Source organism: Streptomyces sp. NBRC 110035 (assembly GCF_000829695.1).
Classification (GTDB): Bacteria; Actinomycetota; Actinomycetes; order Streptomycetales; family Streptomycetaceae; genus Streptomyces.
On sequence record NZ_BBNN01000025.1, the window covers coordinates 121,559 to 140,799 of the forward strand.

27 protein-coding genes are annotated in these 19,241 nt (G+C 71.3%); 2 read left to right on the forward strand and 25 right to left on the reverse strand.

The features are described 5' to 3' along the window. Positions 1–2: 2 nt before the first annotated feature. The 25 genes from TU30_RS15595 to TU30_RS15695 form a co-directional block, all read right to left on the reverse strand. A complete protein-coding gene (locus TU30_RS15595) occupies positions 3–3,473 on the reverse strand; it encodes a hypothetical protein (protein WP_042170097.1) in 3,471 nt (1,156 codons plus the stop codon). A gap of 16 nt (positions 3,474–3,489) precedes the next feature. Further along, a complete protein-coding gene (locus TU30_RS15600; RefSeq protein ID WP_042170100.1) occupies positions 3,490–3,936 on the reverse strand; it encodes a hypothetical protein in 447 nt (148 codons plus the stop codon). Between the two features lie 64 nt (positions 3,937–4,000). Continuing rightward, positions 4,001–4,513 (reverse strand): hypothetical protein, encoded by a 513-nt coding sequence (locus TU30_RS15605; protein ID WP_158719322.1) that lies wholly within the window; start codon positions 4,511–4,513, stop codon positions 4,001–4,003. A gap of 13 nt (positions 4,514–4,526) precedes the next feature. Next, the gene (locus tag TU30_RS15610) at positions 4,527–5,093 is read right to left on the reverse strand and encodes a hypothetical protein (RefSeq protein ID WP_042170102.1); all 567 of its coding nucleotides are present in this window, start codon (positions 5,091–5,093) and stop codon (positions 4,527–4,529) included. Next, positions 5,090–5,536 carry a hypothetical protein gene (locus TU30_RS32875; RefSeq protein WP_158719323.1) on the reverse strand — a complete coding sequence of 149 codons (447 nt, stop codon included), beginning with the start codon at positions 5,534–5,536 and terminating at the stop codon, positions 5,090–5,092. The genes TU30_RS15610 and TU30_RS32875 overlap by 4 nt, the downstream gene beginning before the upstream one ends. Before the next feature lie 5 nt (positions 5,537–5,541). Further along, positions 5,542–6,606 carry a major capsid protein gene (locus tag TU30_RS15620; RefSeq protein WP_042170105.1) on the reverse strand — a complete coding sequence of 355 codons (1,065 nt, stop codon included), beginning with the start codon at positions 6,604–6,606 and terminating at the stop codon, positions 5,542–5,544. A gap of 17 nt (positions 6,607–6,623) precedes the next feature. Continuing rightward, positions 6,624–7,382 (reverse strand): hypothetical protein, encoded by a 759-nt coding sequence (locus TU30_RS36485; protein WP_052479811.1) that lies wholly within the window; start codon positions 7,380–7,382, stop codon positions 6,624–6,626. A 289-nt stretch (positions 7,383–7,671) separates the two neighbouring features. Beyond that, entirely contained in the window at positions 7,672–8,793 is a 1,122-nt protein-coding gene (locus tag TU30_RS15630) for a phage minor capsid protein (RefSeq protein ID WP_042170107.1), read from the reverse strand. Positions 8,794–8,805: 12 nt separating this feature from the next. Beyond that, complete coding sequence (locus TU30_RS15635; protein WP_052479812.1) at positions 8,806–10,392, reverse strand: hypothetical protein; 1,587 nt, start codon at positions 10,390–10,392, stop codon at positions 8,806–8,808. Next, positions 10,379–10,567 (reverse strand): hypothetical protein, encoded by a 189-nt coding sequence (locus TU30_RS15640; RefSeq protein ID WP_042170110.1) that lies wholly within the window; start codon positions 10,565–10,567, stop codon positions 10,379–10,381. Before TU30_RS15640 ends, TU30_RS15635 begins: the two co-directional genes overlap by 14 nt. Next, complete coding sequence (locus TU30_RS15645; protein ID WP_042170113.1) at positions 10,564–11,856, reverse strand: PBSX family phage terminase large subunit; 1,293 nt, start codon at positions 11,854–11,856, stop codon at positions 10,564–10,566. Before TU30_RS15645 ends, TU30_RS15640 begins: the two co-directional genes overlap by 4 nt. Before the next feature lie 10 nt (positions 11,857–11,866). Then, entirely contained in the window at positions 11,867–12,343 is a 477-nt protein-coding gene (locus TU30_RS15650; RefSeq protein WP_042170116.1) for a helix-turn-helix domain-containing protein, read from the reverse strand. Between the two features lie 73 nt (positions 12,344–12,416). Then, complete coding sequence (locus tag TU30_RS15655; RefSeq protein WP_042170118.1) at positions 12,417–12,866, reverse strand: hypothetical protein; 450 nt, start codon at positions 12,864–12,866, stop codon at positions 12,417–12,419. Between the two features lie 526 nt (positions 12,867–13,392). Beyond that, on the reverse strand, positions 13,393–13,761 hold the full coding sequence (locus tag TU30_RS15660; RefSeq protein WP_158719324.1) for a DUF6372 family protein: 369 nt from the start codon (positions 13,759–13,761) through the stop codon (positions 13,393–13,395). A gap of 8 nt (positions 13,762–13,769) precedes the next feature. Continuing rightward, positions 13,770–13,904: a hypothetical protein gene (locus tag TU30_RS38015; RefSeq protein WP_267889342.1), complete on the reverse strand. Its 135-nt coding sequence runs from the start codon at positions 13,902–13,904 to the stop codon at positions 13,770–13,772. An 84-nt stretch (positions 13,905–13,988) separates the two neighbouring features. Further along, entirely contained in the window at positions 13,989–14,138 is a 150-nt protein-coding gene (locus TU30_RS36025; protein WP_158719325.1) for a hypothetical protein, read from the reverse strand. A gap of 124 nt (positions 14,139–14,262) precedes the next feature. Further along, positions 14,263–14,859, reverse strand: coding sequence for a hypothetical protein (locus TU30_RS15665; protein WP_042170122.1), 597 nt, complete (start codon positions 14,857–14,859; stop codon positions 14,263–14,265). After that, complete coding sequence (locus TU30_RS15670) at positions 14,856–15,368, reverse strand: hypothetical protein (RefSeq protein WP_042170125.1); 513 nt, start codon at positions 15,366–15,368, stop codon at positions 14,856–14,858. Before TU30_RS15670 ends, TU30_RS15665 begins: the two co-directional genes overlap by 4 nt. Further along, entirely contained in the window at positions 15,365–15,988 is a 624-nt protein-coding gene (locus TU30_RS15675) for a hypothetical protein (protein ID WP_234307875.1), read from the reverse strand. The genes TU30_RS15670 and TU30_RS15675 overlap by 4 nt, the downstream gene beginning before the upstream one ends. Continuing rightward, complete coding sequence (locus TU30_RS15680; protein WP_042170127.1) at positions 15,985–16,938, reverse strand: DUF2637 domain-containing protein; 954 nt, start codon at positions 16,936–16,938, stop codon at positions 15,985–15,987. Before TU30_RS15680 ends, TU30_RS15675 begins: the two co-directional genes overlap by 4 nt. Positions 16,939–16,960: 22 nt before the next feature. Then, a complete protein-coding gene (locus TU30_RS36030; protein ID WP_158719326.1) occupies positions 16,961–17,122 on the reverse strand; it encodes a hypothetical protein in 162 nt (53 codons plus the stop codon). Further along, positions 17,119–17,511, reverse strand: coding sequence for a hypothetical protein (locus TU30_RS15685; RefSeq protein ID WP_042170130.1), 393 nt, complete (start codon positions 17,509–17,511; stop codon positions 17,119–17,121). The genes TU30_RS36030 and TU30_RS15685 overlap by 4 nt, the downstream gene beginning before the upstream one ends. Before the next feature lie 62 nt (positions 17,512–17,573). Beyond that, a complete protein-coding gene (locus tag TU30_RS15690) occupies positions 17,574–17,768 on the reverse strand; it encodes a hypothetical protein (RefSeq protein ID WP_042170132.1) in 195 nt (64 codons plus the stop codon). Beyond that, a complete protein-coding gene (locus tag TU30_RS36490; protein ID WP_199816859.1) occupies positions 17,768–17,941 on the reverse strand; it encodes a hypothetical protein in 174 nt (57 codons plus the stop codon). Before TU30_RS36490 ends, TU30_RS15690 begins: the two co-directional genes overlap by 1 nt. Next, positions 17,938–18,165, reverse strand: a complete 228-nt coding sequence (locus tag TU30_RS15695) for a hypothetical protein (protein ID WP_042170136.1) — start codon at positions 18,163–18,165, stop codon at positions 17,938–17,940. The genes TU30_RS36490 and TU30_RS15695 overlap by 4 nt, the downstream gene beginning before the upstream one ends. A gap of 394 nt (positions 18,166–18,559) precedes the next feature. Between TU30_RS15695 and TU30_RS37255 the strand changes: the two genes are divergently transcribed. Further along, complete coding sequence (locus TU30_RS37255) at positions 18,560–18,814, forward strand: hypothetical protein (RefSeq protein ID WP_234307876.1); 255 nt, start codon at positions 18,560–18,562, stop codon at positions 18,812–18,814. Beyond that, positions 18,807–19,184 carry a DUF6221 family protein gene (locus TU30_RS15705; protein ID WP_052479813.1) on the forward strand — a complete coding sequence of 126 codons (378 nt, stop codon included), beginning with the start codon at positions 18,807–18,809 and terminating at the stop codon, positions 19,182–19,184. The genes TU30_RS37255 and TU30_RS15705 overlap by 8 nt, the downstream gene beginning before the upstream one ends. Positions 19,185–19,241 lie beyond the last annotated feature (57 nt).

The window sequence follows — 19,241 nt, forward strand, 5'->3', positions numbered from 1 at the left end:
GGTCAGCCTCCTCCGGTCGATGAGGCCGCCAGGTGGGGCCCGCTGCTGCTGGTGGTCAGGGTCGGGCCGCTCGTGCTCGGGGTGAGCACCGGCCCGCTGGTGGTGGCGTCCAGGCGGTCAGCCGGACGCTGCCGGCGACCGACGAGCGGCCGGGCCTCGTCCCGTTCGGCCGCCCAGGTGAGCCGGACTGCCGGACCGACCAGGGCCCGGGCGGTCTCCCCGGCCCAGCCGAGCCTGCTGGCCTTCGTCCCGGCGAGCGGCCGGGCTGTCTCCACCCCGGCGGCCAGGGCCAGAGGCCGGACCTTCCGCTGGCCAAGCACCCGGGCTTCGGCGCGGTCGGCCGCGCGCCCCAGCTGGAGCAGAGCCTGCGTGCCGAGGTGCAGCGTTTCGGTCAACTCCACGGCTGCGCCCAGGCTGAAGCGCTTCCCGGTGCCAAGTGGCCGCGCGGTACTGGCCTCCTCTACGGCGGCGAGCGCCCTGGGAATGAGGAGACGCTGTGCCGTGGTGGACTCGGCAGCCGGGGTGAGCGGTGCCCGCTTCCTGCCAGCGAGCGGCCGGGCGGTCCCGGTCTCACCCGCGGTGCCGGGCCGTTGTGTCTTGCGGCCCGTGACCGACTGCGCAGCCTCGCTCTCCACCGCCGCGGCGAGCGTCTGCGTCTTGCGGCCGGTCACGGGCCGGGCCGTGCCGGTCTCCCGCGCCCGGTCGAGCGCGGTGACCGACCCGGCGGCCAGAGTGGACGCATCCGACGTCTCGGTGGCGGTGGGCAGCGCCCGGGCGCCCGCCCGGCCGAAGAGGAGAGCCGTGCTCGTCTCCTCGGCCGGGTCGAGCGCCTGGTAGAGGCCGCCGGTCAGCGGCCCCGCAGCGGACGTGTCGGCCGCCCAGCCGAGCGTCCGCCGCTTGGCCCGGCCGAGTGGCCGAGCCTCACCCACCTCACCCGCCGTGCTCTGCACGGTGGCTTTCGCTCGCCCGAGGTTCCGGGCGGTGTTGGTCTCGTCGGCCGGGAGCAGGCCGGCCACGATGTCGAGTGGCCGCGCGACCTCCATCTCGACGGCCGTGCCGAGCTGCTGCCGCTTGGCCCCGGCGAGCGGCCGGACCGTGCTGGCCTCCGCACTGATTCGCAGCCGTACCGACGGCAGCAGACCCACCGCCGAAGACGCCTCGACAGCCAGGCCCAGGCCGAGCCGCTTCGCCGCGCCGACGGGCCGCGCCGTCTCCAGCCCGGCCGCGGTACCGAGCGGCGCTGCGGCCCGTGTGCCGATCGGCTGCGCGGTGTCCGTCTCCTGCCCGGCGACGATCGCGGCCCGCTTGCGGCGGCCCACGGCCAGGGCCGTGCCGGTCTCGACCGGGGGCCCGAGCGGGTGCCGCTTCGCACCGGCGAGGGGTCGGCCGCTGCTGGTCTCTGCGGCCACCGGCAGTGCCCGGGCCCGTACGCGGCCGGGAGCCCGCGCGGCCGCAGTCTCACCCGCGGTACCGAGCAGCAGCGCCCGCCGGCCGGTCAAGGCCTGCGCGGTGGCAGCCTCCACGGCGGTACCGAGCGCCAGCACCTTCCGGCCGGCCAGCGCCTGAGCGCTACCGGTCTCGGCGGCCGGGACGAGCGCCTCCTCCTGGCCGCCACCGCCGCCCGGGGTGACGTTGAAGGAGTCGTACTCGGCGTAGTTGTCGTCCCCGTCGGACCGGTGGGCGATCAGCTGCACCTGGAGGTCGACGTCAGCTACCCAGGCCGGTGAGTCCGCCGTGCGCTGCACCGTCCAGGTGAGGCCGTCGGGCGACGTCTCCCAGTAGAGGCTGCCTGCCTCCTCCCGAATGCGCAGCCAGGCGTGGGCGACCGGGTCGTACGGGATCGCGGCGTAGCCGGGGTCGGTGTAGCCGACGCGGACGGCCATCGCCAGCGCGTCAGCGACCGCGTTGTACTCGATGGTCACGTCGGTGCCAGGCGTAGCGGTTGTGATCAGGACCTGAGACCAGGCCTCGGTCGTGGCGCTGGCAAGGGCCGCGGGGATCATATGGAGGGCGATCTGAGTCCCGGCCAGCCTGTAGGCCGGCGCACTCGCGTAGGCGCTGTAGAAGGCGTTGCAGGGGACGCGGGCCTTCCCGCCCACCTCTGTGACGTCGCCGTAGCTGTCCGGCCACTTGGCGGGGTCCACCATGCCGTCGCCGAAGTCGTCGACGAGCGTGCCGAACGGTGTCCCGGGCAGGACAGGGGCGATCGGCTGTGCGGCGGTCGTCTCGACTGCGGTGCCGAGCGGCATCGTCTTGGCGCGGCTGAGGGGCTGCGCTGTGTCCGTCTCGGAGGCTGTGCCCAGTGCCTGCGCGGTCGCGGGCACGTACTCCACCAGCGCCCACAGGGTGCCCACCCTGCGCACGGTCGTCTGGGAGACGTTGCCGCGGTAGCCGATCTGCAGACTCTCCAGCGCGGCTGGCGTCCAGGCCGTCCCGGTCTGGGGGTTGGCGTATGCGGTCAGGAAGTAGGGGCGCGGGCTGACACCTGAGTGCACCGCCCACATCGTGGACGCGACCGACACCGACCCGGACTCGATGACCGTGCCACCGCTCTGACCCTTCAGCCGGTAGACGATGCTCGCCGCGGTGGCCGCGTTCGACGCGACCCGGCCGCCGACCTGCACCAGCGTGACCGCGTCACCCGAGCCGATCCCGGCCGCCGCCGGGCTCTCGACGTTGAAGTCGTCGATGGTGGTCGTACTGGCCACGGCGGTCTGGTTGTAGGAGACCGCATCGTTCGGCGGCCGCTCCGCCACCCGGGTCCAGTTGCCCGCCGCGCCGGCCGTACCGCCGACCGCGGTCTCCCACAGGTTGTTGTCCCCGGCCGCGTCGGGCCGTAGGTGCACCACCGAGCCGGGCCCGGGCAAGCCGTTCTGGGCCGTGCCGGTGGTGTCGTTGATGGCGACGTCGTCGATGTAGATGTCGGTCGTGGTGGCGAGCTGCACGCCCATGCGTACGCGGCTGAACCCGTTGATGTTGGAGCACAGCGTGTCGGCGAACAGAGTGCCGTTCAGGTAACCCTTGAAGGCCGCTGTCCCGGGGGTGAGGGCCCCGGCGAAATCCGCATAGTCCAGCTCGACCCGATACCAGCGGCCCAGGGTGAGCACCGGGGAGGTGCCCGCGAGGGTGGTCTCAACCAGGCCGTCCCGCAGCACGAGCGTCCCGTCAGGCTGGAGTCGCAGCAGCCCCGGGAAGTAGCCGCCCTGCCCGATGCCGTAGATGTTGGTATTGCTGGTCGGGTAGGCGTCCACCCGCAGGTACAGGCGGTGCATGGTCCGCATGACCACGCCCGTGGTGAGCTGATGCTCAACGAACGCCGTCGCGGCGGTGGGGTTGCAGCGCAGGGAGGCCGTGCCCGCGCGGCGCACGGTGGTGGAGATGGACGGCGCACCGGTGACGATCGGGCCCGAGTTGACGCCGGTCTCGGCGCTCGTGCTCTGGAGCTCGAAGCCGCACGTCCACAACCGCGCCATCGTCCACCCCCGTGTGTCAGGCCGTCGAGCTGGAGCGCGCGAAGTCCGAGATGGTCAGCGTGAAGTCGCTGCCGTCCGGGCTCATCGTCACGTCGTGCTTCGTCAGCGGGATCACGGCCGCGTCGCTCGGCGCCGTCGTGTCAGGCACGTAGCCGATGACCACCGCGCCGATCGCGTTGCCGGTGGCGGCGGTCCAGGTGACGTCGGCCGCGTCCAGGTTCACGCGGTCGTTGGCGTCGTCGACCGTCGCCGTGACGCCCGTGAGCGTCTTGCGGCCCATGGTCGTCTGCTCGTTGGACGCCCCCGCGAGGAGCGACCCGAGGTCGTCGTAGTCCCGCATCGTGGCGTCGTCCACAAGGCCGGCGGCCTCCAGCGGCACCATGACCAGAGCGTCGTTCGTAGCGGGCAGCGAGGCGTAGTGCGCCAGCCTGCCCAGGGCGGTGTTGAAGACCAGGTTGGCCATCGTGAGTCCTCCAGGGCATGCGGAAGGGGGCCCACGCAGGGCCCCCTCACCGCAGGTTGGTCGGCTACGTGCTCGAGCCGATGATGTGGATGTCGTACGTCACGCTTGTGCCCGCACCCGAGTTGGCGACCTTCAGCAGGTCGCCCGTCGACGCGGTCACTGCGTACCCGATCGCGTCCGCCGCCCCCGTACCGACCGCGAGGAACGCGCCCGGCCTCAGCGTCAGCGTGTGCGTCGCCCCGAGCAGCGTCGCCCACGGGGTCGCTGCTGCGGCCCCGACGACGACGTTGTTGGAGTTCCCGGCCGCCGCCGCAATCACCAGGCCCTTGACCCGGGCGAACGTGATCGTGGCACCGAACGCATCGAGCAGCACCCCGGCCAGGTCGAGGTCCTCGGACGCCGACGCGGCCAGCGTCCGCCGGTCGCTGAAGATCCTGTCAGCCTTGCCCGCGCCCGTACCCGAAGCCAGCGACATCGACCGAGAGAGGGACTGCGCCGCCTTGCCCGTGCCGAGGTCGAGAGCCGAGGTCAGTTCACCGAACGCGCTGACCGCCAGCATCGCTCCTGAGAGAGGCATGTCCGATCCCCTCTCAGGTCGCGATGACGAGCGGCACAGCCCGCTTGAACGCGGGCGTGGCGATCGTCGCCGGGGCCGTGGCGGTAATGCTGGAGCCGGACGTCTGCGCGAGGTTGCCCTCGCCCGTCAGGACCGGCTTCGCGCCGACCGTACCGACCAGCGTCGGCACCGTGGATGCGGCCACCGCGAGCGCCGCGTAGTAGATCCCCGACTTGGTGATCCGCACCGGCGACGCCAGCGCGAAGACCTTCGCCGTGTCGGCCGCCCACGCCTCCGACGTCTTGTCCGCGGACTGCGCCAGCAGCGCGCCCGCGCCCGAGTACAGAGCGGCGATCTGGTTCGTCAGCGTGCCGCCAGCGGTGGCCCCGCTGATGAAGGTCAGGTTGCTGATGGTGTCGCCGTCCTGGAGGTACAGGGCGACGGAGCACAGCACGCCGGAGGCGGCCGCGGCGACGTCGTCCAGACCCACGCGCGGCAGGTTCGCCCGGTGGAAGACGACTTCCGGGTCCGGGCGGCCGGCACTGTTCAGCCAGGCCAGATCGTTGCGGGGATTCCCCTTGAATGCACCGAGGAGCGTCACTGCCCGGCACCTCCCGTCTGGTTGTCCCCGGCCGGAGCCGCGGGTGTCTTCGCAGCGAGGATCTCCTCGCGCTTGCTGGTGATGCCGACGCGCGGCTTCTTCGTGGCGGCCTCGACGTCCAGGACGCGGGCCGCCTCGTCGAGGTCGGCCTTGTCCAGGTAGGTCAGGACGTCCTCGACACCGTGCTTGGCCGGGTCGAAGGGGCCGTCGTTGACCGGCGTGCGCTGCGGCGGGGTGCCGGTCGCCAGCTCCTGGACGGCCTCCTCCTCGGTCTTCTCGTCGGTCGGGGCGACGCCGTAGCCGTGCCGCCGGAAGTACTCCAGCGCGGCACGGCCCTCCTTCGAGCTGTCGTCGGTGTAGCCGGTGCCCTTGTGGAAGTGCACGCCTACGGACTCACCCGTGAAGGAGCGCACCGGAGCCTCGATCTTGTACTTGGTCGCCACGCTGATCACCTGACCTTGACGTTGCGGATGACGCCGCAGCTCTTGGTGTTGCGGAGGACCGCGGCGACCGGGCCCATCTCGACCTCGCCGGACTTGACCGCGCCGGGCTGGGTGAAGTCGGGCAGGAACGTCTCGAGCAGCGGGGTGCCGGCCATCGCGGCGCCGTGGAAGGCGTCCAGACCCAGCGACACGGCGTAGATGTCGGTGAGGCCCGTGATGGTGCCGCCTCCGCCTACGCCGTCGGTGTCCGCCGACCGGATCGGGACGATCGGGCCGGCCACGTCGTCCCGGTCGCCCAGGTCGATCAGGACCCACTTGCCGTACCGCTCGATCTCCTCGCCGAAGCTGTCCCGCTCGGAGGTGAACTGGTTCGCGCGGCGAGCCAGGGACTTCAGCCGGGAGATCGACTTCGTGTTGCCGAGGATCGCCTTGACGCCGGCCGGGACCGAGCCGTCCGCGTTGGTGTCGCCGGAGCCCGTCTGCGAGCCGACGATGCGCGACAGGAAGTCGTCGAAGACCTCGAAGGCGGTCATCGCCTTGGCCTCGGTGTCGATGGTCGCCGGGGACCAGTCGAGGTAACCGGTGGCCACGCCCTCGGTGAGGGGCAGGTACTCGGTGCTCTGACCGACGAGGGCCTTGTCGAGGCCGTCGAAGCCCGCGTCGTCGACGGCGGTGTCACCGAGGATCAGCTCCTGCTGGAACCGGGTGCGCACCGAGGTGAGCTTCTGGCTCATCTGGAACATGATCTCGTTGGTCGCCGCCGGACCGAGCCGCGCCAGCTTGCGGTCCACGGTGAAGCTGCCGCCCAGCGGGTGGAGCTCCACGGTCTTCCGCTCCCGGGACGCCTGAGAGGGCACGTACTCCTCGTTGAAGCGCCGGAACGAGGCCTTTGACGGGGCGAGGAGCCGGGTGTAGCCGTAGGTGAGGGAGCCGCCGCCCGTGCCCGGGGTGACGGTGTCGTCCCAGACGAAGTTGTTCAGCAGCCACGAGTTGCGGCGGAGGTTGTCGATGACGGCGTAGTCGATGTCCGCCGCCGTGTTGAGCTGCGCCTGAGCGAGCGTCACGGGCATGGGTTACTCCCTGGTGGTCAGGTCTGGTAGTGGTTCGCGATCGCCCCGGAGAGCGATCCGTTGCGCTTCGCGGCGCGCTCGCCGGTCCCGCCGGAGAGGTCGGCGCCGGACCGGCCGGCACCCTGCGCGGCGTACTCGGGGTGCGCCTCCAGTTCGGCCTTGATGGCGTCGTCGAGGTTCGCGCCGAACGTCTTCGCCGACGGGTCGAGGTCCTTGATCCGGTCGCGGAAGCTGAGCGAGTTGAGGAGTGAGCCGGGCTTCGCGCTGTGCTTGTCGGCTCGGTCGCGGACCGCGTCCTTGACCGCCAGCTCTCGGATCTGGGCGTCGCGCTTCTCGATCTCGGCTGCCGCCTCCTGAGCGGCGGCCGTGCGGCCTGCCTTCTCCGCCGCGGCGACAGCCTTTTCCTGCTCGCTCATGTTCGCGGCCTTGAGCTTTTCCAGCTCTTCGGCCGCCTTGGCGTTGGCCTTGGCGCGCTTCTCCCAGTCGCGAGCGTGCGACTTCCAGTCGGTGCTGTCGCCCGCACCGGATCCGGACTGTCCGGACTCCTTCCCGGACTGCTGTCCGCCCTGGCCAGCCGTGCTGCTGCCGCCCTCGGAGCTGTCCTGTCCGCTCTGCCCGGACTCGCCACCCTCACCGGCCCCGGGCTGTCCGCCGGACGCGGATCCGCCGCCGTCCCCTTCGCCGCCATCCGCGTAGAGGACCGGCGAGAAAGGGGCGTGGCCGTAGGGGTGTGCCCAACCGGTTCCGGCGAGGCGGGGAAGCGTCTTCTTGGGCATGGTGTTCTTCTCCCGTTTCGGGTTGCCCGGCCTGCCGTGCGGCGGCCGGAAGTCTGTATCCGCTGCGGCGGTGAACGAGGGGCGATACCTTCGCGGGATGGCCAGCCACAGAGAGCGCGCCCCGGGCGCCTGCCGCCGTTGCAAGGGACCGATGGTCCGTGACGTCACCGAGATACCGGTCTGGGGAGCGTCGATCCCCCCGAGAAAGAGCGACCCGTTCTGTCCGTCGTGCACCGTGTCCCAGCTGCAGGACTGGGACCGAGAGCACAGTCAGGCGCCTGAGTAGTAGTCAGCGGGCGCCCGTGAGCTGTTCGCGGTGGCTCTTGCGGGGCAGTCCGGTCTCCGCGACCAGCTCACGGATCCGCCCCTGGTAGGCGCGCACCTTCGCGTTCGCCGCTTTCCGCTGGTCGTCGTCGATCGCGGCCGCTGCCCGTCGCTTCCACGCCCGCACCTGCCGCTCGAGGTAGCGCTGTTGCTGCGACTGCTCGTACGTCGCCCGCGTCCTGTCCTTCTTCGGACCAGCGGGCCGGGTCAGCCCCGGCAGGTAGATCGACACCGAGTGGCGGCAGTTCGGGTGCATCAGCCCTGCGGCGCGCGCCTCCGGCAGCGACCCGGCCACCTTCACGGTGACCATGCGCTCGTCCTCGGTGGCGTGCTCGACCTCGACGGTGCCCTCGCCGGACGCCCCGTCACGCCGCAGGACCTTGCCCTCCCAGCGCTTGCACCGATCGCACTCCTCCGGGGCGTCCGACACGACCACCAGCTCAATCCCCGCAGCAGCCAGCCGGTCCGTGTGCGCCTCCACCGCCGCGCGCCCGACGGCGGACCGGGTGGCCATCTCCACGTACGACGCCATGTTCCAAGAGCGTCCGGCCCGGTCCACGAACCCCGTGACGCCCTTGTCGGCGAACTGCTGGAGTGCCCGGCCCGCAGCCTGCCGGCGGGTCTGCGCCCCGAGCAACGGTGCGGACGATGCTTCGGCGATCACCTGCCGGTACACGTCCATTCCGGCCCGGAGGATCCGCAGATGAACTGGGCCGGTCTCCCGTACCAGCGCCGCAGCGAGCCGATCCACGGCCGGTGCTGAGGGCAGAGCCTCCGCGGCCGCTAGCGCGGGCCCGGTGGCGACCGCCCCGAGTTCAATGATTGCGGCCTGCTGCCCCCGCTCGTACGCCTCAGCGACGGCCTGGTGCATCGCCCCGGCGGCGTCGGCCTGGAGGACGGCGATGATCTCCTCGATCGCCGTCTGAAGGTTGCCGAGCGCGGCCAGCTTCAGCTCAGCCCACCGTGGCGAATCGAGGCCTTCGGCCAGTGCCTTCGTGACCTTCTCCACTAGCGCGAGCTCCGCCTGTTCGTAGAGCTTGGCGACGGCGGCCGCCAGGTCCTCCGCCATGTCGGGACTGACCGCCATGCCGCACCCCCGCTACTCCGCCGCGGCCTCGCTGCCGGACTCCTCCCCGTCGCCCGGCTCTTGCTCACCGAACGCCGGCCGGTCTGCCCCGAGCAGCAGCGGGTCCTCGACCAGGCGCCCGGACTGTTTCAGGATCCGGTCGACCTCGGCGCGCTGGTCTCGCTGTCCCCAGTCCGGATGCAGCAGCGCGACCATCGTCTCGACGGACGCAGCTTCGGCCTGGCGCATGAGGGCAGCGGTCTCGGCGAGGGTCTTGATGTCCTCCTGGACGGAGTCCTGGAAGACGACCTCGGGCCGCTCGACCTCGACGCCCTTGATGCCCGGGAACATGCCGGAGGCCTCGAGCATGAGGATCGTCTCGGCGCTGCCGGCGATCCCGACCGCGGCCGCTTCAGACTTCCGCAGCCGGGTCGACATCGACCGTGCGGTGCGGGCCTTGATCTCCGTCGCGGTGACGGCCGGCCCCGCACTGTCGTCCCCGAAGGTGTTCCCGGAGTACCCGGCGTTCCGGATGACCTTCTGGATCAGGTCTCCGGCGGACGACAGGTGTTCCTGCCAGCGGATCACGAACTGGTTCAGGGTGATCTGCTGATCGGAGGTGGGCGGCACGTTCATGGGTGCGTAGACCTCACGGTCCTCCCACACCGCCCCCGCCCCGGGCCCCTGGTTGAGCAGGTAGCCCTGGGGCACGATGATGCGGGACCGCGCGAGCCGGATGTCCCGCATCAGGCTCGTGTAGATCTCGTCGATCGACGACAGGAAGCCCTCCGCGCCTTGGTAGTCGGAGGCACCGAGGCCGGCCGCACTGGGGAGGTCCCGCCAGTCCGGTGCGGTCATGGTGTTCGGGATGTACTCCGCGGCGAGCTTCCGGCCGATGGGCAGCTGCCGGAAGGGCAGAAGCTTCGCAGTCTGCGGGAAAGCCTTCAGGTCGATCTGCTTGCCAAGGATCTGGTCGGTGCCCTCGTACACGCCGTGCATGATCACGCCGGACTCGTGCCGCTCGAGGTGCCGGATGATGCGCTGGCCGTCGACCGCGAGGACCGTCCAGAAGGTGACGGCGCGCAGCTTGTCGCCGTACGCGAACTCCGGGCAAGCGCCGTCGGCGTCGACCTTGGAGATCCAAGGGCGGTCGCTGATCTCGTCGTCCCACACGACGCGCAGGTAGGCGCCTCCGAGGGCGGCGCTGGTCTCGCCCGCGCCGATCAGGGTCCGCTTCATCCCGGCGTCCATCAGGGACTCGAGGCGGGCCTGCGTGGCCTTGTTGCTGGCCTTGAGGACGGGGGGCTCGGAGTACAGCAGGTCCGCGGACGTGCGGGCGATGTCCTTGGCGAGCGGCATGTGGAGGCTGGCGCGCTTCTCGCCGAGGGGAGTGGGCTCGCCCCAGAACCAGCGGGCGATCGTCCCCACGAGACCGCCGCGGTAGGTGGACGGCCGGTTGGCCGGCGCGCCGAAGCGAGAACTGTCGCGGTGCCGGTTGCGGTACCGGTAGGCGAGCCGGTCCGGGTTCGCACTGAACCAGGCAGCCCAGTCCTCCATGTCGGAGCGGATCGCCGGGTCGATGGGCGGCCACGGCAGGTTCTTCTCCTCAGGGAGCGGCACCGTCCACCCCCTTCCCGCGCACGGTACGCCAGTACGTCCAGGCCCAAGCACGCCACGTGAGTCGAACCTTGACGCGGGCCACCAGGGCGCCGTCGCGTACCGAACTGCTGGAGAGGATGGCGCGGACGCCGGTCCAGCGTGGGAAGCCGGGCACGGGCCCGAGACGGACCGTCACGCTGCCACCTCCAGGTTCGCGCGGACTAGGTGCCGCCACTCGTGCGCTGTGCTGTGTAGGGCGTAGCGGAGGCTGTCGACCGAGTGGTCATCCACCTTGAGCGGCTTGTCCTCGCCCGCCGCCGCAGCCTTTTCATCCCAGGCGTACGACGGGAGCTCGGTCAGCAGGCCGGTGCAGGAGCGGTGGACGTACAGCAGGTCGGAGCCGAGCGCGACGCTCACCGAGCGGATGCCGTCCTTGACCTCGTTGTCGGCCTTCGCGACACCCTGGACGCCGTCGGACCACAGCTGCGTCATGAAGGACGCGGCGCTCGGGTCGACGAAGATCCATTGCGGCTGGACACCGACCTGCCCCCGGTGACGGAACTCAGCGAGCCATTGCCGCACGGCCACGCTGTACTGAGCATCCGTCAGCTGACGCCGTTCCACCCGCGAGTCGTGCCGGTACTCGGAGGCCACGTACAGCCGGTCGTCGGTCCCCACGCCGATCAAGACCGCGGCGAAGGGGTTGATCGTGCCGTAGTCGAGCCCCACGGCCATCCAGTGCCGGACGTCCGGGACGACGTCGACGATGTGCTTCGCCTCGTCGAACATGTCGTAGACGACGCCCTCAGCCAGGCACCACTCTCCGAGGACGAACCGCCGGTAGAAGAGGCCCTGGTACTCGAGCTTGAGGTTGGCGACGTAGGCCGGCGGCAGGTACGGGTTGTCGTGCAGGCTGAAGCTGAAGCGGTGGAGATCGAGGGCCTTCGGGTCCTCGGATCTCACCTCGGATCCGTCGCGCCGGACGTGCAGGCGCGCGCGGTCGAGGAACTTCTTCTTCAGCCAGTGATTCGGGCCTTCGGGGTTCGTGGTCCCGAACCACTGCGCGCCTTCCACGGACAGGCGGGTGCCGAGCATCGAGAAGAACGACTCGGGGAAGGTCGTGACCTCGTCACAGTACGCCCCAGCAAGGGTCATTCCCTTGATCTTGTCGGCGGCCCGCTCATCGTTCGCGCCAGCCACGTAGATGGTGCGGCCGAAGATGACGACCTCGCCCGCGCCCGCCTTGAACTTGCAGCGCTTCACGCCGACCATCGCGACGATGACGTCGATGATGTTGCGCTTCAGGGTGCGTTCGGTCTTGCCGACCATGAGGAGCGCGCCCGGGGGGCCGGTGCGGATGTAGCGCAGCCACACCATGATCGAGCTGATGGTCTTGGAGGAGCGGACGGCGCCTTCCCATAGGTTCCCGCGCGCGGTGGCGAGCTGGGTGGAGCGCAGCTGCTTGCCCACGAGGGCGTCGTACATGCTCGCCCCCTCAGGTGCCGCCCATCATCCCCTTCAGCCAGGCGTCGACCGCGGCCAGGCCCTCGGCGTCCTGCTCGGCGGGGGACAGCTTGAGCGACCGGTCGATGGCGGTGGCGACGACGCCCATCAGCGCCCGCTTGTCGGCCGGCGTCGGCTCGTCCTGCCACCGCTCGTCGTAGTCGTGCTCCTTGCCGCCCCAGTCGAAATACTTGTGCGGCTTGTTGACCTTCTCCAGCTCGCGTTCGGCGACGTCCTGGAGGCGTTGGGCGAGGGCGGCGCGGCGTTCGGCGAGGTCGGCCTGGCGGATCTCGGTGGCCGCGCGCACCTCGCTGGCACGGGCGAAGGTGAGGCCCATCTGTCGGGCGATGCGGCTGATGGTGCCGCCGGATCGCTCGAGCTCGGTGGCGATGTCGTTGCGGCCCTTGCCGGCGGTGTGGAGCTCGCGGATGCGGGCGCGTTCCTTGTCGGTGACGGGGCCTTTGCCCATGGCGGTCACCCCCCTGGACATGGCGAAGGCCCGGCCGCCGGAGCGTGCAGCCGGGCCAGTCAGCGGTGTCGGGTCAGCCCTTCCAGCCTGCATCGAGGCAGGTCTGGGCGAACATGTCGGCGCCGATCTGCCACGCCCCAGGAGAGCCTTCGGAGCCGCGCGCGAGCACGGTGGCGTTGTCGGCGATGCCCTCTGTGCGGGACTGCTGCGCCCACTTATTGACCTTGTTGGCGAGGTCGATTCGTGCGGACTGCGTCTGTGCGGCTTTGTAGCCGTAGGCGAAGTCGTAGCAGGCGAGAGACGCAGCGTCGTCCAGTTTGCCGTGGTCGGCTGATGCTGCAGTGGTGGCCGCGGGCTTCTTCGCCTTGCCCGGCTTGTCGTTGTTGTTGTCGCCGCTGCTGAAGATGGCGAGCAGGAAGATGACCCAGCCGATGACCATGGCGGGCAGGCAGCCGAATCGGAAGCCCTTGCGGTCGACGAAGCGGCGCGGGCGCGGCGGCGGCTGGTGTGGTTGGTAGTGCATGTTCCCCCCTGGAACTGTGGTGCTGAGGGGGCATCATGCCGCGCCGAGCGTGATCATTTCCGGGGGTTGGTCAAGGAGTACCGCCGTTCCGGAGTCGAACTGGTGCTGGCCAGCTGTGGGCGATAGCCCTCGACTGTCGGCGGCCTCCCCGCTCGTGGGTCCGGCTGCTTTCGGGCACGCCAGGACTGGCACCCAGCGTGAAGGAAGATCGCCCGTACGTCAAGCAAGGTTGAGGTTCAGGCGGTGTCCGCGGTTCCGGCACCGGCCTGGTGCTCCTCGACCACCCGCCGCGCATCGCTGTTCGCCACATCCTTGGCGAAGCCTCACGAACAGCTCACGGACGTGACGCCGGTCAGCTCCCTGGCCACCCACCCGTTCTCGTCCACCGACTCCGCGAAGTCGGGTTCCCAGGACACCTTGTGCTGTGTGGTCATGAGGGCATCCTCTCGCGCGGAGGCCCCGCCAGGGCAGGGGGCTGGCGGGGCTGGGTGTTGGGTGTGACCCGGCGCGTAGATACCAGTGTGGCCTAAGCGAGCGTGGGGGCGCGTCGCTCCATCGTCGCCGCTGCGCACGGACGGCACATCGGCACATCCACCCGCCCGACACTCGGCGAGTCGAACCGGACCGCCGCCCCGGGAGCGGCCTGGCCAGTGCACACGCCCTCGGCCTGCTCTCGGTGTAGGCCGCACAGGCAGTGGCACGATCCGATCTGCGCCTCAGCGTCGCGCTCGCGGCGCCACTGCTCCCACACCTCGGGGTGCTGCTCGGCGTGCTCGATCAGCGGTTCCAGGGCGGTGTACATCTGGTGGACGATTGCCATCTGCCGTGCGACGAGAGGGGCCAAGGCGGCGCGCAGGGCGTACGTGGCATCGATGAGGCTGAACTTCTGCGTCATACGGCCCATCATCCCCTCTTCGGCGTGCCCGGGACGGGCTTCTCCTCCGGCTTCAGCCAGCCGCCGCGGCTGCCCTGGTAGTCCGTCTCGTGCCCCTTCAGGCGAGGGTCGCTGGGCTGGATCGGCTTCTTAAATCCGAGCATGATGGGCTCTCCGTCTCTGCGATGGGATGGGCCCGGGGCGGCCGGGCAACTTGGCGGAAGGCCGGCCGCCCCGGGGCTGACTGGCTACTCGTCGTCGGTCATCTCGGCTTCGAGTTCAGCGCGGGTAGTGGGGCCCTCCAGGAGGGCGTGGACGGCGAGGGCCGCCGCCCGATCGACGTCGCCTTCGTCCATGGCCTGACGGACTTCCTCGGCGCGGTCCTTCATGAACCCCATGGGGGTCTCCTTCGGTATCGAGCGGGACCGGGGCGGCCGGGCAACCGCCCCGGGCTGTAGTCAGGCCGTAGTTCGGCCTGTAGTTGGGGTGTAGTTCCGCAGGTCAGAAAGGGTGTAGTCGGGGCTACGCGGCGTCCTGGACGACAGGGGTGGGAGAGGGGCTGACGAGGCCCTCCAGGTCGTCTCGGTGGATGCCGACGGTGACCCCCAGACCGCGCACCCGGACGCGGGCCCGGACGGGGATGTCCCACCGCTCTAGATGGGCCCGGAACTCGGCCACCTCCAGGCCCTCGAACATGCCGTGCGCGTGGGCGTGCGCGAGGAGGTCCCGCAGGTGCACTCCTTGCCGGTCCCCGATCCGCTCCCAGACCCACTCCACGGTGGCCGCGCGAACGTCCCCGCGAGGGGAGTCGACCAGCTGCTCCGCGGGGGTCTCCTCTGACTCCTCGGCGGCCGCGCGTCCGGCCCTCCAGGAGGCGAGCGTCCAGCCGGTGGAGAGGAGCCACATCAGGGCGGGCAGGGCGCGCACCAGGCGGGCGAGGACGTACACGCCGAGGGCGAGGAGCAGCAGGCGGGCGATGACGCCGAGGGCGGCCTTCCAGCCGGTGAGGTCGGTACGGCGTCCGCGCGCGCACCAGGCGGCGGCCCGCGCGCCGAGGCGGCGGACGAGGAGCACGGACCCGGTGGCGATCCGGTCGGCGGGGCGGGCGAGGCGGCTCACAGGATCCCCGCTCCCTGCACGGCGGCGACCAGCGCGTCGCCGGTGGCGTTGAGGGCGCCCGGGATCCAGGCCAGGGCGCCGGCCACTCCGGCGGTGAGCAGCAGGACGGACCCGACGAACGCACCGCCGGCGATGCGCTTCTTGTCCTTCTTGCCCGCGGACTTGTAGGCGAGGACGACGAGGGTAACTGCGATGACGACGACGATCGCGCCGGTGGCGGTGAGCCCGGTGAGCTGCCCGGCAGTGAGCCCAGTTCCGGCGCGCGCACCGGTGAGACTCTGTCCGGCAGTCTCCCCTGCGCTGTTGCCGACGCTCCCGGTGCGGGAGTGGGTCCAGCCGAGGATGCCGCCGGGGCAAGCGGCGGCGCAGGCGGCGCCACCGAAGCCCTTCCCGAAAGGGGCGAGCTGTCCCATCTCGCGGCCGCCGGTCCACCAGGGGTACAGGTTGCAGGTGAGGACGACGAGGGCAGCGAGGAGGCCGCCGAGGGTGAGGGTGGACGTGGCGTTCACAGGTCGACTCCGGTGAGCATCAGGATCGGGTCCCACCAGTGCAGGACGCCAAGGGCGCCGAGGCTGGCGGTGATGAGCAGGGCGCGGGGGACGGCGCGGCCGGTGTGCCGGTCCAGGGCCCAGGCGGCGAGCACCGCGACGGTGGCGATGATGTAGGCCGCGGGGATGCCGGCCTCGACGCGGGCCTGGTGAACGGTCTGCGACCACAGGCCGACGGGGCTCTGCCCGCCCGCCCAGGGGGTGAGAGCGGCGAGGAGGGCGACGGCCATGCGCCAGGTCGCCAGACGGTCCCAGAGCCGTTCCCACAGGCGGGGCCCCGGCTCGGGCTCCGGTTCCTGGGGGGCGAGGACGATCTCGTGGATGTGGCGGACGACGACGTCCTGGGGTCCCGGGGTGGGCGGTACCGGCGGCGGTGCGGCGGGCGGGGCCGGGGGCGGCGTCCGCCACGGCGGGGCCTCCCCGGGCTCCGGCGGGCGGGCCGGGAGCGGGGCGCCGGCGGGGATGATCTGGGTCGGGATGATCGGGTCGGGCATGGTGGGCTCCTGGTGGCCGATGGGGCGGGCGCCGGTGCGGTGGAGGTAGTGGCGGGCGCGCAGCTCGTCACCGCCCTGGGTGGTCATGAGGCAGGGCGCTCGATGCGGCGGCGCGTCCGGGCGACGGTGTCCGCGGACACGTCCTGTCCGTGGATCTTGCGGACGTAGGAGACGACCGCGTCCTTGTCCGTGATGCCGGACGCGAGGGCTGTCCGGACGGTGTCCGCAACCGTCTGCCCGGGCGGGGCAATCGGGCGGACGGGGCGGACAGACGAGCGCGCTGACCTGCTGTCCGTCGTGTCCGGGCGGCTGTCCGCGTCCTTGTCCAGGACTGTCCGGACGGTGTCCGTGTCCGTGTCGATCCCGGCGGCGGACAGGTGGTCGACGATGTCCTTCGCGGTCGCGTCCGGGAAGGTGTCCGCTGCCGCGCGGACAGCGGACCGGACGGTGCCAGAGCCGCGCTTGTCCGGTCGGGTGTCCATGTCCGGGACGGCAAGTTGGTGTCCGGTCTGGACGGGGTCGAGGAGGTCGAGGCGGACACCGACCGCCTCGCGCAGCGTCGTCCAGGAGCGGCCCGGGTACATGACCCAGCCGAGGAGCGGGATGTGCGGGAGCCGCTCGGCGATGAGTCCGCGGGCGGCGCGCTGCTCGTCGCGGATGTCGCGGCGGTGGAGTTCGAAGAGGAGCTCGACGCCAACGGAGAGGGAGGCGAAGCCGGCGGCTGCGGGGAGGCGGCCGATGTTGTGGCCGTGATTGAAGTTGAGGATGCCTGCGATGCCGACGAAGACGAGGAGTGCGAGGCGGGCGAGGCCGGCAGGGGTGCCGCGTTCGACGGCGCGGCGGGCGTAAGTGGCGCAGATGAGTCCGGCGGCGTCGAACATGATCGACAGGGGCCAGGCGAGCCATCCCTTCATGCCCCAGCTCATGAGCTGTCCGGAGAGGGACCAGGCGGCGGCTGCGAGGAGCATGCCGAGGACGAGGGCCCAGGCGAGGCGGATGGGCCGGGAGAGTCTGCGGCCGGTGCGGGGCGTGTTCACGGTGGCTTCTCCGGGAGCTGGGTCAGCGGCGGTGGGTGCGCCAGGCGTAGGCGGTGAGGACGCCGGCGGTGAGGGCGGGCAGCAGCTGGTGGGTGGTGAGAGCGAGGACGGTGCAGGCGGCGAAGCCCCACCGCCCGAGGGGGCTGCGGATGGCGGTGGCGAGCGGGGTCCGGCGTCGGGTCACTGGGCGGTGGTGAGGCAGAGGGCGTAGTCGCCGGTGCGGCGGACGTGGTCGGTCTCGGGGAGGCCGGCGCACGGGCGGGGGTCGGGGCCGCGGACAGTGCCGACGATCCGTAAGACACCCGGGTGGCAGGGCGTGTGCTGCAGATGGGAGGTGAGGCAGGTGCCGAGGGGCCACGGGTCCGGTGTGCCGGTCGGCTCCGGGCGGACCGTGGCGGTCGGGGCGGGCGTGACGGTGACCGGGGCGGGGACCGGTGTCGGCTTCGGCAGCCGGGACGGCGTGGGGTCGGTCCAGTGGGTGCCGACGAGGGTGTGGTGGGTGATCGCGGCGGCCACGGTGGCGGGGATGGCGAGGACCAGGGCGATGACGAGGAAGCGGAGCAGGGTGCGCACGAGGGTCTCCAGGGGGCCGCGTCCCGGCCGGTGGTGGGCCGGGACGCGGCGGTGAGGATGGGTCAGCCGGCGAGGGTGCGGAGCCGGGCGGCGTACTCGGAGTGGGTGGCCCCGTCGGGGTGCGGGAGGATTCCGAGCCAGTCGCTGGTGAACCCGGCGCCACGGGCCCAGCCGCGGACGCAGAAGACGTCGGCGGGCCGGTTGGGCTGCTGGTCGAGCCGGTCGGCCAGGGCGAGGAGCAGGGCGCGGTAGCTCATCAGCGCCGCCAGCCGAGGCGACGGCGGACGTCGCCACCGTCGGCGTAGTCGTCGGCGCAGGCCTGGACGGTCGAGGGCTCGGCGAGCACCTTGCTGGGGCGCGGGGTGAGGTCGGGCTCGTCCGCGGGACGGTAGGCCGGGGTGAGGGCCGGGTCGGTCTGCTGCTCGCTCATCCGGTCACCGCCGGCTGCCATGCGGCGGCGACGCCGTGCCAGCCGACGGGGAGGCCGACGGTCCACGTGGTGCCGTCGGCCATCGTCAGCTGGCGGACGTCGCGGGCGATGCGGGCGGTGTAGCTGCCGGCGGGGATGACGCGGAAGGTGAGGCCGTTCGCGTGGCGGACCGTGCGGGGCTTCGTGGGGCTGGGCGGTGAGGTGGACGCCTGGGTACGCTCCATGGCGGACCTGCTCCTTCGTGATGGTTGTGGGTGGGTCCGCCCCCGGCCCATATGGCGTTCCAGCGCCGGGCCGGGGGCTTTGTCGTGCAGTGCCAGACTGGCAGAACCTCTTTACAACGTCAAGAGGTTCGGGAAGGATGTAGCCGTGCCCAAGAGCCCTGAAGCAGAGGGGAGCCCGCGCTTGATGACCACCACCGAGATCGCGGCGGAGCACGGGGTCACCCGGCAAACGGTGCACGCGCACCGGAAGCGCGGCGTCTTCCCGAAGCCCGTCGAGGGTGAGGGCAGCACGCGGCCCCGGTTCCGGGCCGACGAGGTGGCCGCGTTCTTCGCAGCGAATCCTCCGAGCCCGGGTAAGCGGACAGACCTCGCTCCACGACAGCAAGGAGAGCCAGTGACCACCACGACCGATCCCCGAATCGCGATCCTGTCCAGCCTGAACGACCCGCCGTACAACGAGGTTGCGGAGAAGCGCTGCGTCCCGTGGGACGAGGGCGTGAAGATGCTCGACGCCTACCGGGCGGCCGTACTCAGGGAGGGCGCCGACGCTGTGGCGCGGCTCATCGAGGAGGGCGAGCACGACCCGGACTGCCTCGTCGACGAACTGCGCCATCTGGCCCGTGCGAAGCCGGAGGCGCAGGATGGATGAGCTGGTGCAGTGGTTGGGTGAGCAGCTCGACGCCGATGCGGCGCACGCCATGGCGGCGGCCGAGGAGCTTGGGCCCGGCTGGTACTACGACGACGGATTCGTGCTGGCGCGCGGTGAGGGCGACCTGGTCGCGACTGGCTCTCAGGACTTCCTGGAGCTGAAGTATGGCGAGCACATCGCCGCACATGATCCGGCTCGAGTGCTGCGCGAGATCGGCGCCAAGCGACAGCTGCTGCGCCAGTATGAACACCTCAAGTACGAGGTGACGCCGGATGATCTGAGCGGCGTGTGGGCGCTCGAGGCGATCCTGTACGCGTTCGCTGCCGTCTACGTGGATCGGCCCGGCTTCCGGGAGGAGTGGCGGCCGTAGCCCGACCGCATGACTGCGCCCCGCCGTGAGTTGTCCGGCGGGGCGCTGCTGCGTGGT